The following is a 12,959-nucleotide window of genomic DNA, read 5'->3' on the forward strand; positions in this document are numbered from 1 at the left end:
GACGCCGGGACCGGGGAAGCGACCGGCGGAGCGGTCGCCCGGTCGCCCTCGCGCGCCGGCGGTAACTCCCGCGCCTGCGTGCGCGGTCCGGCGGGCGCCTTCGGCGACTGCAGGGCGAACGCGGCGGCGGCACCGCCGACGAGGACCGTCCCGGTGACCGGCACGACCAGCAGGGCCGTCATCCGCCCGCGCGCCGGAGGACGGACCCAGCCGGTCCGCGCCCCCTCACGCGCGCCGGGAAGCCCGGGGGCGAGTGATGCGGCAGGCACGCCGAACGCGGCAGAGACCCCGGCCCCGCCGCACGCCTTCCGTGCGCCGGACGCACTCCGCACGCCCGGCACGTCGCGTGGCCCTCGTGCGCCCACCGGGCCAGGCGAGCCAGACGCGCGGAGCGAGCCGGACGTGCCGGGCGAGCCGGACGTGCCCGGTCGGCCGAAGATGCGGGATGTGCTCGGCGCACCCGGCGCGTCCGACGCGCGGTGCGGGGCGAACATGCCGGGCGGGCCGGACGGGCGGTCGGCGGCGCGGGGCTCGGACGCGGAGAACTCCGCGAGCAGGGTCGCCAGGTGCTGCTCCACCACGCGCTCGGGGACGTCCAGCAGTTCGGCGAGCAGGGTGGTGCAGCGGCCCGCGACGATCAGCCCGAGCACCTCGGTCTCGCGAGCGGTCAGCCGGGCCTGGTTGTGCCGCAGGATGCGGGACGGGCCCTCCGGCTCGTCGGGTTCGGGATCGGCGGCGTCCCCGGCCGTCCGCAGGATGAGCCTGGTGAGCCGTACCAACTGGTCCGCCGCGTCCTTGGCCGGTCCCTTCACGCACCCTCCCCGAAATCCCCGCAATTCGGATACCCAGCGTAGTCAATCATTGACACAGCGGAGTGTAGGGTCTGTGTGCGGGCAACGGAAGGTCCGGCGGAAGCAAAGAGAGACGAAAGTGGCTGCTGAGCGTCCGTCCCAGGGCGGCCCGAGAGCACACCCGCATGCACGCCCGAGTGCGTGTCGGCCCGTCCGGAAGCCGGCCGGGCGTCCGCCGGAACGAGGTCGGGTCTCCGCCGGAACGAGGCGGGGCCTCCGGCTGAACGAGGTGGGACCTGGTCAGGCGGCGCGCGGGCCGAGCGTGACCGGCAGGGTGCGGACGCTGTTGCTCAGCGCCGTAGTGAGCGGCGGAAGGGTGTCGGCGGGTGCTGCCAGGGCCAGCTCGGGGAACGTGGTGAACAGCGTTTCCAGGGCGACCTCGGTCTCCAGGCGCGAGAGCGCGGCGCCCAGGCAGAAGTGGTCGCCGTACCCGAAGGAGAGGTGTTCGAGCGGCGGATCGGACAGCCGGAACCGCTCCGCCCGGCGGCCGTAGTGCGCGGGATCGCGACCCGCCGCCGCGTAGCAGACCACCACCGCGTCGCCCGCGCGCAGCGCGACACCGTCGATCTCGGTGTCCCGGACGGCGTAGCGCATCGGGAAGTAGGCGACCGGTGACTGCCAGCGCAGCGTCTCCTCGACCGCCGCGCTCCACGGCACGGTACCGTCGCGCAGCAGCGCGAGCTGGTCGGGGTGGGTGAGCAGGGCGCGGGTGCCGTTGGTGATGAGGTTGATGGTGGTCTCGTGCCCGGCGATGAACAGCGTCATCACCATGTCGTGGAGCTCGGTCCCGGTCAGCGGCTCCCCGCTCTCGTCGCGCGCGGCGATCAGCGCGCTGGTCAGGTCGTCGCCCGGCTCGGCCCGGCGCAGCGCGATCACCTCGGCGAACAGGTCGCGGAGCGTCTGCATCCGCGCGGCGGCGTAGTCGGCCTCGTCGGTGTTGCGGATCAGCGTGTCGGTGAACCGGTGCAGCTCGGCGTGCCAGGCGCGCGGTATCCCCACCAGCTCGCAGATGATGTTGCGGGGCAGCGGATAGCTGTAGTGCCGCCGCAGGTCCACCGGCCCCGGCGGGTGGCCGGCCAGGGCGTCGAGCAGCTCGCCGGCGACCTCGGCCACGCGCGGCCGGAGCCCCTGGACGTGCCGGGCGGTGAACGTCCGGCTCACGATGCGGCGCAGCCGGCGGTGCTCGGCGCCCTCCTTGGCGATCATGGACTCGGCGGTGATGATGTTGTTCAGCGGCCAGTCGGCGGGCACCTCCCCGGCGGCCCAGTCCGCCCAGTGCCGCAGCTCCTTGGACAGGTCCGGGTGGGTGAGGACGGTCTGCACGGTGTCGTGCCGGGTCGCGGCCCACGCGCGGACGCCGCCGGGGAGCACGACCGGGACCAGCGGGCCGGTCTCGCGGAGCAGCGCGTTCTGGGCGTGCACGTCGCGCATCTCGGGGTCGATGTCGATCGCGTGGTGGGCGGACACGTCCATGGTGGCTCTCTCCGTCGCCGGTTCCGTCTGTGAGCTGGTGGATCGTCCTGCTGAGCTGGGGGATCCTCCGTTCGCCGTCCTGGATGCGAGATGGCGGCCAATTACGGAGAGTAAGTGATGGTGGCCGCCGGATGTATCGCCGCTCCGTGAGTGCCGGTGGCCTCCGGAGTAAGCCGGTCTTACCGGGCGGGGGAGTGGACGCGGAAGGCGGCGCGAGGTCCCGGCGCCAGGCTCGTTCTCGCTGGATACGAGACAGATTTTGCCATCTCTATGCCTGAGAGTCGCCCCATGAGTACGCGGAGTGACTGAGTATGACTCTTTGTGACTAGAGAGATAGAGATCGCATGGCCGACGCTCGACCTGTCCGTCACCGCGCGACTCGACGAACGCAACCCCGCCCTCGCCGGGGCGCTGTGGAGCGCCCTGCCGTACCGCACGCTCCAGGGGCACGCCCTGGTGGCGGGGCACCACCTCTTCCACGTTGCGCCGATCCACGAGCTCCTGCACCTGCACGGCCAGCACCGCGTGGACCGGCGGACCGTCCCCGACGGCACGGTCTTCTGCTCGCGCCTCCAGCACCTCGGGATCAAGTACGGGGAGCTGACCGAGCCGATGCCCGCCACCCCGGTGGGCCAGGTCGTCCCCGAGGACATGGAGGCGCTCGCCGCGGCCGGCGCGGCGATCTGGGACGCGGTCTACACCGGCAAGGAGCCGATCCGGGCGGAGGTCCGGCGGGCGGACGGGGCGGAACCGCCGGGGGCCGGGCACGGGATCCCGCGGCTGGCGGCGTCCGATCCGCGGGTCGACGAGCTGGTCGGCGACCTGCACGCCGAGACCGAGCGGATCTGGGTGCGCGCCCCCGCCGAACTGCTCGACCTGCACGCGGGCCGCATCGCCTCCGGCGCGGGCAGCTACGGCACCACCCTGACGACGATGCTGTTCGTCAACGGCGAGACCCGGCCGCTGGGCTACAACGTGTACGGCGGGCTGGTGCGCGCGGCCAGCCAGGGCATGCCGCTGGAGTCGCTGCTGCAGATGGCGCGGATCCTGGGCGCCGTCCCCGCCGAGTTCCTGGCCTACTGCGGGCTGCGGCAGCTGGGCGAGTTCACCGACCGCCTCCTGGACTGCCTGCAGCGCATGACCTCCGACCGGGAGGGCAGCCGCGACGACTTCATCGCCCTCACCGCGCACATGGCGCTGTACCTCAACTGCCTGGGCGGCTGGAACCTGCAGCTGTTCCCGTGGGACATCGGCGACCACCGCCGCGCCGCGTCCGCCGCGTCCGCCGCGTCCGGCGGCCGGGCGTCCGCCTCGCCGACCGGCAGGGCGGGCGGTCGGGCGAGCGTCCCGCGGCAGGCCGGCAAGCAGTCCGACGAGGAGAGCCCGGTGTGATGCCGGCGGACGAGCGAGCGGAGACCGGGAGGTCGGCGGTCGGGCCGGCCCCGGTCTCCGGCGCCCCGGACGCTTCCCCGGAATCCGCCGCGACCACCGCCACCGCCGCGACAGCCGCGAGCGGCCTGACCGGTGTGACCAGCGGGAGCTTCGGTCAGGCGCTGGTGGCAGGGCTCCGCGCCGCGGGGGAGCGGGAGGTGCTGGTCCGGGGGACGCGCCGCCTCACCGGTGAGCAGGTGTACGCGGCGGCGCAGGCGCTCGCCGCCCGCCTGGCCGACGAGGGCGTGACGTCCGGGGACACCGTGGCCTGCCTGTACGGCCCCCATCCGGAGTCGCCCGTCAGCCGCGTGGCCGCCTACCTTCTCGACTGCCGCTACGTCTACCTGCTGTCCCGGATGCGGCCCGACGCCGTCGAGACCGTGGTGCGGACGTTCCGGCCGTCGGTCCTGATGGTCGATCCGTCCCGCCGGCGGCAGGCCGCAGCCCTGCGGTCCGCCGGACTCGCGCCCCACTGCCTGCGGCTCGACCCGGGCTTGTCCACCGCGCGGCCCACCGGCTGGGCCGCCGCCGCGTCGGCGCGACGACCGCACGGGGCTCCGGACCGGATCGCCTCGGTCGTCTTCAGCAGCGGAACCACCGGGCCGCCCAAGCCCATCGCGTACAGCAACCGCTCCGAGCTCGCCCAGTTCGCCACCGCGCAGGCCGTCTACGGGACGTCGCGGTGGCGCTTCCTGGTGCCGCCCGGCCCCTTCGTGCCCACGCTCATGGCCCAGTGGGCCATGGCCACCGGCGGCACCGCCGTCCTGCCCGAGCAGGACGACGCCGCGTCGTGGGTCGCGCTGATCCGCCGCGAACGCGTCCGGCAGTGCGCGGTCGGCCTGCCGCCCGACCTGTTCGCCTTCGCCGACCACCTGGCCGCCACCGGCGGCGGTCTGGGTGATCTCGAAGTGCTGGTGTACGGCGGCGCGTCGATCGCCCCGGCGCGCATGGCGCCGATCGCGCGGCGGCTGTCCGGCGTGCTCCGGCAGATCTACGGCACCACCGAGGCCGCCCTGATCGCCACCCTGGGTCCGCCCGAGCACCGGCGCGAGGAACTGCTCGGATCGGTCGGGCGTCCCGCACCGGGCACGGAGGTCAAGGTCTGTGACGCGGACGGCGCCCCACTGCCTCCGGGACGTGTCGGACATCTCTGGGTGCGCTCCGCCCAGAACATGGACGGCTACGTCGATGCGCGGACGGGAGCGCTCGTCATGCCCGACCCTCCCCTCGCACTCGCCGAGGCGGACGTTTCGGCCCAGGCCGACACCGGCGCACCGCCGGACGCCGCCCCCCGGCCGCGGCCCGGCTGGCTGCCCACCGGGGACGCCGCCTCCCTCGACCGCGACGGTCACCTGTTCCTGGCGGGACGGCTCAGCGACCGGCTGCCGTCCGGCGCCTATCCGCAACCGATCGAGAACTCCCTCTGCGAGCATCCGGCCGTCGCGGAAGCCGCCGTCCACGCCCTGTCCGACGGCACCACCGCCGTGGTGGTCGTGCCGCGTCCGGGGCACGCCATCGACCTGGACGCCCTCCGCGCCCACCTCGACGCCTCGCATCCCCCGGAGACGCAGCCTCGTCATCTGCGGCTGGCCGACGCGCTGCCGCGCACTCCCACCGGCAAGCTCGACCGGCGGGAAGTGGCCGAGCGCTTCGCCGTTCCCGCCTCGTCCGAATGAGGAGGCCCGCCGTCCCGGGTGCCCGTGGATCGCGGATCGGTGTCCGCCCGCATGCGGTGGAGGCCGGGGACGGGTGCGGGGCGGGTGGCAGAATCGGGCCGTGAGCGACGCGAGGGATGACGCGAAGGACACGGACGGCGCGTCAGGCACGGCCGCCTGGCACGGCCGGATCGAGCACGTGCGCGGTGACGCCCTGACCGGCGACACCGCGCAGACCTCGGGGATGCGGCGGCTGGAGGCGGTCTCCGGACGGACGGTCGGCTCCGAGCGGCTGTGGATGGGCCGCACGCACGTCGGCCCGGCCACCGGCTCGGGCGACCACCACCACGGCGAGGCGGAGACCGCGATCTACGTGGTGTCCGGGCATCCGGTGTTCGTGTTCGCCGAGGGCGACCGCGAGGTGCGGATCGAGACCGCGCCGGGCGACTACGTGTTCGTCCCGCCCTACGTCCCGCACCGCGAGGAGAACCCGTCCCCGGACGAGGAGGCCGTCGTGGTGATCGCCCGCAGCACGCAGGAGGGCATCGTGGTCAACCTGCCCAGCCTCTGGGCCGAGGTCGAGCGCCCGGCGGAGTAGCGGCGGCCCGGCCAGTCGGTGGCCCGGCCGGTCAGGGCCCTGGCGATCAGTGGCCCTGGCGGTCAGTGGGCCTGGCGGTCAGTGGCTCTGGAGTTCCAGCAGGTTGCCGTCCGGGTCGCGGAGGTGGGCCGTGCGCAGGTTCGGCCCCCACTCGGGACGGTCCGCCGGAGCGGCGGCGACCGACGCGCCGAAGCCCGCGAGGGCCTTGGCGGCGGCGTCCACGTCGTCCACCTCGAAGACCAGCATCGAGCGGTCCGGCACGGACGCCGTCGCGGTCGAAGGCGCCGCGGGCAGGCCGGCCGTGCCGGTGACGGCGGCGATCGCGGCGCGCCCGAACAGCGACAGGGCGCCCTCGCCGTCCAGGTCCCAGTGCGCGTACCGGGCGGCGGGCAGCACCTTGGCCGGTTCGACTCCGAGCAGTTCGCGGAGCGCGGCGGTGTAGAAGCGGGCGCAGGCGTCGAAGTCGTCCACGAGCAGGCGGGGGTAGAGGGCGTCCATGCCGTCTCCTATTCGTTGGAGTTCACCAATTATTGGCGGACCCCTACTATAGGAGCATGGATCGAGCCGCGCGCCGCACCCCGCCCCGGATGCTGGGCGTCACCACCTACGCCCTCGCCCGCGCCGGACGCCTCGGACGCGCCCGGATGGCCCGGATGATGGGGGAGCACGGCCTCGGCCTCTGGCACTTCGCGGTGTTGTCCGCGCTGGACGACACGGTCGAGCCGCCGTCCCAGCGCGACCTGGGCGCGCGCCTCGGCATCGATCCCAGCGACCTGGTGGACGTCGTCGGCTCCCTGGCGGAGCGCGGCCTGCTGCGCCGCGACCGCGACCCGTCCGACCGGCGCCGCTACGTCGTCGCGCTGACCGCCGAGGGCCGGACGGAGCTGGAGGCGGTGACCGGACGCGCCGCCGACCTGGACGGCGAACTGCTCGCCGCCCTCGACCCGTCCGAACGCGCCGTCTTCGCGGACATGCTGCGCCGCGTCCTGGACCACCAGGAAGACCTCGCCGCCCGCGGCGACGGCCCGAACCGAGGCGACGGTCAAGGTCACGACCGAGGGGACGGCCCGGCTTGAGGTGCGGCTCGCGCGGCTAGCCGGTGGGCATCGCCTCGCGCATCCGCTCGCGCGACTCCTGCGCCTGGTGGTGCTCGTGCTCGGGGGCCCACTGCTCCTCCAGGCGCAGCGCGCAGCCGAGCGCGAAGAACGTCGGCGCCCACTGCCCGACGAAGATGCCCCACCGGTCCGCTCGTTCGGTCGACTCCGCGCCGCGGGACACCATCCAGGAGACGAACGAGGCCCCGATCGATGCCGCGCCCATCGTGTACAGGACGTTGGACGACAGGCCCATCTTGTGCAGCAGGCTGACCATGAGTGCTTCCTCCCTGGGATGGCGGGGTCTCGTGACCCCGCTGAACCTCCTTCCCGCCAGGGCGGGCAGCCATGGCAATGCGGCGGCCAACTCTTGCTCTGCTGCCGCGAAACGTCCGTGCAGTTCAGGCCCGGCGCACCCGGCCGGCGTCCGCCCCGGACGGCACGACGAGGGCCCGGTTCCGGCGGCGCGCCCACCGGAACCGGGCCCTCGACGGACCGGACCGTCCGTCAGTCGAACAGGTCCGGCTGCTCGCGGACGATCTGGTCGTACAGCGGCTGGTAGTTGATCCAGGCGACCAGGTCGTTGCCGAGCTGCTGGTGGGTCAGCTCCGCGTTCTCCTTGCTGATGTGGACGACCTGCCCGGCGGCCTTGGCGAGCAGCTGCACCTGGCACGAGCGCTCCATGGTGATGAACCACCAGGCGGCGGCGTCCACCGAGTCGCCGACGGTCAGCAGCCCGTGGTTGCGCAGGATGACGGCCTTGTAGGAGCCGAGGGCCGCGGCGATCCGCTTGCCCTCCTCGGTGTCGGTGACCACGCCGGTGTAGTCGTCGAACAGGCCGTGGTCCTCGTAGAACGCGCACACGTCCTGCGTGATCGGCTCGAGCTTCTGGCCGAGCGCGGAGATCGCGCGGCCGTGGGTGGAGTGGCTGTGCGCGGCGGCCACCACGTCCGGGCGGGCCTGGTGGACCTGCGAGTGGATCGCGAACGCGGCCTCGTTCACCGGGTAGCGGCCCTGCACGACCTGTCCCTGGTGGTTCACCAGGATCAGGTCGCTGACCTTGACGTGCTTGAAGGACATCCCGAACGGGTTGACCCAGAAGTGGTCGGTCATCCCGGGGTCGCGAGCGGTGATGTGGCCGGCCACGCCCTCCTCGAAGCCGAACTTGCCGAAGATGCGCAGCGCGGCGGCCAGCCGCTCCTTGCGGTGCCGCCGCTCCTCCTCGACGGTCGCGAAGGTCTCCGGCAGGCGGAAGATCAGGTCCTTCGCCGGCAGCATCTTCTCCAGGAACTCTTCGTCGGCGGACATCGGCCACTCCTCAGGGTCGGAGACGCCCAGAAAAGCGCATGCTTACGCGGTCCGCCTAGCCCGGCCCGGCCCAATCCGGACGGGGCGGGTTGTCCGTCGCGGACAACGGGGGCGTGACCGTCGCGGACAATGGAACGGTGGAGGAACCCGACCCGCGTCTGCGGCTGCTGCTGGCCGCCGCCGACCCCGGCCTGCTGGACGGCACGGTCCGCGCCGCCCGGGCGCGCTCCACGCAGGTCGGCGAGCTGCCCGAGGCGGAGGTCCGGCGGCACGTCCGGGCGCTGGTCGAGGGCGTGGTGGCCAGCCTCGCCACGGGCGGCGAACCCGATCCGGCGGTGCTGGAGGCGGCCGGGCGGCTCGGCTCCGACCGGGCCCGCCAGGGCGTCCCGGTCGCCGCCCTGCTGGACGGCTTCCAGGCGGGCCGCGAGTACCTGCTCCGCCGGCTGATCGGCGAGGGCCGTCGCCGGGGCGTGTCCGACGGCGTCCTGCTGGACGGGCTGACCACGATCGACGGGATGACGACCGCGCTGGTCCACCGCATGGTCCACGCGCACCGCACCGCCGAGCTGGAGATGGCGCAGACCACCCGTGAGAGCCACGCCCAGCTGCTGCGCCGCCTCCTGCACGGCGAGCCCACCCCGCGCCCGGCGCCGCTGGAGCCCGCCACCGCGTACCACTTCGTGGTGTCCGACGTGAGCGACCCGGCCGTCGCGTCCCGGCTGGAGGGACCCCTGACCGAGGCCGGGCGGGGCCTGGCCGCGCTGGTGGACGGGCGGATGGTCGCGCTCGTCGCCCGGCTTCCCGACCTGCCCGCCGACGCTCCGCTGATGGTGGCCGCGCCGCCGCGCCGTCCGGCCGAGGTCGCGCCCCTGTACTCGCTGGCGCGGCGCGCCCTGGCGGCCGGCGCCCACGCGGGCCTGCGCGGCCTGCGGCATCTCGGCGACCTCGCGCTGCTGACCGCCGCCGACGGCGAACCCGAACTCGGCCGCCTCCTGGCCGGCTCCCTGCTGGGCGCGCTCGACCCGGACGATCCGTTCCACCGCGAACTCGCCGAGACCGCCCTGGCCTATCTGGACCACGGCTCCCGGATCGACCCGGCCGCCGCCGCCCTCCACGTCCACGGGAACACGGTGAAGTACCGGCTGCGGCGGCTGCGCGACCTGACCGGCGGTCCGCCGGCCACCGCGTCGGTCGCCGACACGGCCCACTGGTGGTGGGCCCTGCGCACCTGGCTGTCGATCTCGTCCCGCTGATCCGCCTCCGGGGCTCAGGCGGACGGGGACGGCCAGTTGCGCAGCGCGACGTCGAGCGCGTCCAGCGTCCTGGCCCACGAGGTCTCGGAGTCGCCCGAGTGCTCGAACCCGCCGGACGCCTCCAGGCTGACGAAGCCGTGGAAGGTGCTGCCCAGCAGGCGGACGGCGTGGGTCTGCTCCTGTTCCGGTACGCCGTATCCGCGCAGGATCGCGCGGGCCATCGCCGTGTGCTTCGGCCCGGCGCTGGCGGCGGCCGTCTCCGGGTCCAGGCGCGTGCGCATGGCGTCGTAGCGGCCCGGATGCCGCTGGGCGTAGGCGCGGAAGGCATCGGCGAAGGCGACCAGCGCGTCCTTGCCCGCGCGCCCGGTCACCGCGTCGGCGACCCGGTCGGCCAGCTCCTCCAAGGCCAGCAGCGCGACCCGGACCCGCAGGTCGTGCGCGTTGGAGACGTGCGCGTACAGGCTCGCCACCGTGACGTCGAACCGGCGCGCGACCGCCGAGAGGGTCACGTTGTCGAAGCCGACCTCGTCGGCCATCTCGGCCGCCGCCAGCGCCAGGCGTTCGGTGGTCACCCCGGCTCGCGCCATGGGACTCCTCCCACAAACCTAAAGGCTTTAATAGTTTGCATGGTACCCCTAGCTTGCATACCGTCGCAGGCATGAACCCGCTCACCGAACCAGAGATCCGCGCGTCCTTCGTCAACTGCTCCAAGGGCGAGGCCAAGCGGCTCAACCTCCCCAGGGACTTCGCCGAGCTCCCCTGGGACGACCTGGACTTCCTCGGCTGGCGCGACCAGGGCGCCCCCGAACGCGCCTACCTGGTCTCCGAGTTCGGCGGACGCCTCGTCGGCCTCGCGCTGCGCGCCACCGTCACCACCACCCGCGGCTTCACGTCGCGCAGCATGTGCTCGCTGTGCCTGACCACCCGGACCGGCGGCGGCGTGGCCCTGATGACCGCCCGCCGCACCGGCGAGGAGGGCCGCCAGGGCAATTCGGTCGGCCAGTACATGTGCGTCGACCTGGCCTGCTCCCTGTTCGTCCGGGGCCGCAAGGAGAAGGCCACGGGCGGCGGCATGGACGAGTCGCTCAGCCTCGACGAGCAGATCGCCCGCGTCCGCGCCAACCTCGACACCTTCATCACCAAGGTCACCCGCTGACCGGAGACGTGCCGACGCCACCTCGTCCCGGGGAGGGAACGGGATGGCGCCGGAAAGGGGAATCCGCTCGACGCCGCCGGGCCGACCGGCGGCGCCTTCGGAATCAGCCGTCAACCGGCTGTGAACCGGCTGTCAGTGGCCGCAGATGTGCTGGTGTTCCAGTTCGAAGGGGACGGCTCCGGTCGTGGACGGAGTGACCTCCAGGACGAGCTCGCCCCCGCGGTAGACCGGGCGGACGAAGTCGTGGGTGGTCAGCGGCGTTTCGGGCGGCAGAGGGCCGCCGAGCGGCTCGATGCGGTCCACCGCTCCGGTTGCCACGGCCTCCGCCAGGGTCAGCGTTCCGCGCAGGAGGTGCCGGCCGGGGAAGCGGACCGCCCGGCCCTCACGCCGGTGGGCGGCGAGGGCCTGCAGGGCGCCGGTCACGTGCTCGTCCGGGCCGGTGACCTGGCCGTTCTCCGCCACTGCGGCCCCGTGGGCGAGGAGGGCATCGGTCGCCGCGGCGGCGCTGGCCGGGTCCAATTCCAGGGCCGCGGCGTGGTGCGCCTGAGGGTGCCTCACCGGATGAGTGCAGAGCAGGATCGGGTCAGGGACGGCGGCCAGCACCATCCGCTCCAGGGCCGATCGGTCCCGGTGGCCCGCGTCGATGCCGAGGACGGTCACCGGACGTCCACGAACACGGGGTTGGCGTAGCACCACAGGTCGTCCCAGGGAGCGGCGGCGCCCTGGACGTCCATCATCGGCTCCAGGCCGTTCGACCGCTTGCCGTCCGTGCCGCGCAGGCGCACGTAGAACGGCTCGCGGACGTTGCGGAAGCGGTGCTCGACGTGCAGGACCGGCGCGTGCCGGCGCGGGGTGAACGACTCGACGACCGACACCCGGGGGTGGGTGAACGCGTCGCGGTCGGCGGCGGGGCCGGTGACCGCCCCGCGGATCAGGTCGAGGCGCGCGAGCCGGGGGATCTCGCCGGCGGCGTTGGGGGCGGTGGCCGTCCGGACCGTGATCCGGACGGTGACGTCCGCGCCGCGCCGCACCGTCACGCGGCCGCCCAGCGTCGCGGGGTGACCCGCGCCCTCGCCGTGGACGCGCACGTCCAGGTCGGACACCAGGCCGCCCATCCCGACCCAGACGCGCCCCTGGCGGATGGCCTCCATGACGCCGCGGAAGGTGCGGGACGTCGCGCCCACGACCGTGCGGCTGAACTGCCCCGGCCAGAAGTCGGCGTAGGTGTGCGGGGTGCCGGTGTCGACCGGGTCGGGGTAGCGGCCGTGCGCGTCGTACCAGCCGTCCGGGACGGAGGGGGAGGCGAGGGTGCTGCCGTTGGCGCTGTGGATGTCGGAGTTGCTGGTGATCCACCAGCCGCGGCCCTCGGCGAGCATCGCGTCCCAGAGGCCACCGAGCTTGGCGGTCATCCAGTCGAAGCCGCCGAACGTCCGGTACGACTCGGACGGCCAGCCGGGCCAGGAGTCGGTGCCGGGCGCGTTGCCGTAGCCGCCGCGGTGCCCGCCGTCGTTCTGCGCGCCGGGGGAGCCCTCCATGCCCACGGCGATGTGCGGGGCGGTGTCGCGGTAGTCGCGGAACTCGCGCGGCGAGTAGCGTCCGTTGCGGCTGGGATGGTTGGCGATCATGAGCGCGGAGTCGATCGCGCCCCGGTCGATCTGCCCGGACATCCAGCGCAGCCCGGCCAGCACCGCCGCCTCGTTGGCGGGCGAGGTGTGGTTGGTGCCGTTGATGTTGCCGTCGAAGAGCCGCTCGAAGGCGCGCAGGGCGGTGAGCTCGTCCCGCGCGGCGTCGAAGAAGACCGTGGCGTGCTCGCCGGACGGAACGTTCCACTCCAGGCCCTGCCAGAGCAGCATGGACGGGTTCGCCCGCCGGGCCGCCAGGACGTCGGCGTAGGTCTGCTCGACCGCGAACTTCTCGTGCGCCACGTGCCCGTGGTCGGTGATGACCATCCAGTCGAGGCCGTGCTCGCGGCCCGCGGCGACCTGCTGCGCGACCGTGTGCATCGCGTCGTAGCTGGACTGCGTGTGGACGTGGTGGTCCCCGGCGAGCCAGCGCAGGCGGCGGGGGTCCGGCGCGGACGGCCGGTGCCGGGGCTCGGCGGACGCGGGCGACGGCGCGGCGACCATGCCGGCGCCGGTCG

Annotated in this window: 13 protein-coding genes and 1 pseudogene; 6 read left to right on the plus strand and 8 right to left on the minus strand. The window is 73.9% G+C overall.

The features are described 5' to 3' along the window. Both DZF91_RS35045 and DZF91_RS35050 read right to left on the minus strand, forming a co-directional pair. Positions 1 to 812 (minus strand): annotated as a pseudogene (locus DZF91_RS35045) (hypothetical protein); the annotation flags it as partial. A 279-nt stretch (positions 813 to 1,091) separates the two neighbouring features. After that, positions 1,092 to 2,324, minus strand: coding sequence for a cytochrome P450 family protein (locus tag DZF91_RS35050; RefSeq protein WP_117361338.1), 1,233 nt, complete (start codon positions 2,322 to 2,324; stop codon positions 1,092 to 1,094). A gap of 321 nt (positions 2,325 to 2,645) precedes the next feature. Between DZF91_RS35050 and DZF91_RS35055 the strand changes: the two genes are divergently transcribed. The 3 genes from DZF91_RS35055 to DZF91_RS35065 all read left to right on the plus strand — a co-directional run bounded on the left by DZF91_RS35055 (position 2,646) and on the right by DZF91_RS35065 (position 6,008). After that, on the plus strand, positions 2,646 to 3,716 hold the full coding sequence (locus tag DZF91_RS35055) for a cucumopine synthase-related protein (RefSeq protein WP_158588114.1): 1,071 nt from the start codon (positions 2,646 to 2,648) through the stop codon (positions 3,714 to 3,716). Between the two features lie 134 nt (positions 3,717 to 3,850). Beyond that, positions 3,851 to 5,431, plus strand: coding sequence for a class I adenylate-forming enzyme family protein (locus DZF91_RS35060; RefSeq protein WP_158588115.1), 1,581 nt, complete (start codon positions 3,851 to 3,853; stop codon positions 5,429 to 5,431). Positions 5,432 to 5,531: 100 nt separating this feature from the next. After that, complete coding sequence (locus DZF91_RS35065; protein WP_117361340.1) at positions 5,532 to 6,008, plus strand: cupin domain-containing protein; 477 nt, start codon at positions 5,532 to 5,534, stop codon at positions 6,006 to 6,008. Between the two features lie 78 nt (positions 6,009 to 6,086). On the opposite strand, the gene DZF91_RS35070 is transcribed toward DZF91_RS35065, so the two are convergent. After that, positions 6,087 to 6,506, minus strand: coding sequence for a VOC family protein (locus DZF91_RS35070; protein WP_117361341.1), 420 nt, complete (start codon positions 6,504 to 6,506; stop codon positions 6,087 to 6,089). A gap of 56 nt (positions 6,507 to 6,562) precedes the next feature. Between DZF91_RS35070 and DZF91_RS35075 the strand changes: the two genes are divergently transcribed. Then, positions 6,563 to 7,084, plus strand: coding sequence for a MarR family winged helix-turn-helix transcriptional regulator (locus DZF91_RS35075; RefSeq protein ID WP_117361342.1), 522 nt, complete (start codon positions 6,563 to 6,565; stop codon positions 7,082 to 7,084). Positions 7,085 to 7,100: 16 nt separating this feature from the next. Here DZF91_RS35075 and DZF91_RS35080 read toward each other — a convergent pair whose 3' ends face one another. Both DZF91_RS35080 and DZF91_RS35085 read right to left on the minus strand, forming a co-directional pair. After that, positions 7,101 to 7,379 carry a hypothetical protein gene (locus DZF91_RS35080; protein WP_117361343.1) on the minus strand — a complete coding sequence of 93 codons (279 nt, stop codon included), beginning with the start codon at positions 7,377 to 7,379 and terminating at the stop codon, positions 7,101 to 7,103. Positions 7,380 to 7,609: 230 nt separating this feature from the next. Next, positions 7,610 to 8,410, minus strand: coding sequence for a class II aldolase/adducin family protein (locus DZF91_RS35085; RefSeq protein ID WP_199487110.1), 801 nt, complete (start codon positions 8,408 to 8,410; stop codon positions 7,610 to 7,612). Positions 8,411 to 8,547: 137 nt separating this feature from the next. On the opposite strand from DZF91_RS35085, the gene DZF91_RS35090 reads away from it, so the two are divergent. Continuing rightward, entirely contained in the window at positions 8,548 to 9,663 is a 1,116-nt protein-coding gene (locus tag DZF91_RS35090) for a helix-turn-helix domain-containing protein (protein ID WP_117361349.1), read from the plus strand. 14 nt (positions 9,664 to 9,677) lie between these two features. Here the strand turns inward: DZF91_RS35090 and DZF91_RS35095 are convergent, their stop codons facing one another. Then, positions 9,678 to 10,250, minus strand: a complete 573-nt coding sequence (locus tag DZF91_RS35095; RefSeq protein ID WP_117361344.1) for a TetR/AcrR family transcriptional regulator — start codon at positions 10,248 to 10,250, stop codon at positions 9,678 to 9,680. A 71-nt stretch (positions 10,251 to 10,321) separates the two neighbouring features. Between DZF91_RS35095 and DZF91_RS35100 the strand changes: the two genes are divergently transcribed. Then, on the plus strand, positions 10,322 to 10,819 hold the full coding sequence (locus tag DZF91_RS35100) for an FBP domain-containing protein (RefSeq protein ID WP_117361345.1): 498 nt from the start codon (positions 10,322 to 10,324) through the stop codon (positions 10,817 to 10,819). Positions 10,820 to 10,951: 132 nt separating this feature from the next. Here the strand turns inward: DZF91_RS35100 and DZF91_RS35105 are convergent, their stop codons facing one another. Further along, positions 10,952 to 11,479 carry a hypothetical protein gene (locus tag DZF91_RS35105; RefSeq protein ID WP_117361346.1) on the minus strand — a complete coding sequence of 176 codons (528 nt, stop codon included), beginning with the start codon at positions 11,477 to 11,479 and terminating at the stop codon, positions 10,952 to 10,954. After that, positions 11,476 to 12,959 (minus strand): PHP domain-containing protein (locus DZF91_RS35110; protein ID WP_207661909.1); only part of this gene is annotated, 1,484 nt, incomplete at its 5' end. The genes DZF91_RS35105 and DZF91_RS35110, both read right to left, overlap by 4 nt.

This window comes from Actinomadura logoneensis (genome assembly GCF_003428695.1).
Classification (GTDB): Bacteria; Actinomycetota; Actinomycetes; order Streptosporangiales; family Streptosporangiaceae; genus Spirillospora; species Spirillospora logoneensis.

Coding starts and splice junctions, on each gene's coding strand:
- DZF91_RS35050 (WP_117361338.1), bottom strand. CDS start 2,324: ATGGACGTGTCCGCCCACCACGCGATCGACATCGACCCCGAGATGCGC.
- DZF91_RS35070 (WP_117361341.1), bottom strand. CDS start 6,506: ATGGACGCCCTCTACCCCCGCCTGCTCGTGGACGACTTCGACGCCTGC.
- DZF91_RS35075 (WP_117361342.1), top strand. CDS start 6,563: ATGGATCGAGCCGCGCGCCGCACCCCGCCCCGGATGCTGGGCGTCACC.
- DZF91_RS35080 (WP_117361343.1), bottom strand. CDS start 7,379: ATGGTCAGCCTGCTGCACAAGATGGGCCTGTCGTCCAACGTCCTGTAC.
- DZF91_RS35085 (WP_199487110.1), bottom strand. CDS start 8,410: ATGTCCGCCGACGAAGAGTTCCTGGAGAAGATGCTGCCGGCGAAGGAC.
- DZF91_RS35095 (WP_117361344.1), bottom strand. CDS start 10,250: ATGGCGCGAGCCGGGGTGACCACCGAACGCCTGGCGCTGGCGGCGGCC.
- DZF91_RS35100 (WP_117361345.1), top strand. CDS start 10,322: ATGAACCCGCTCACCGAACCAGAGATCCGCGCGTCCTTCGTCAACTGC.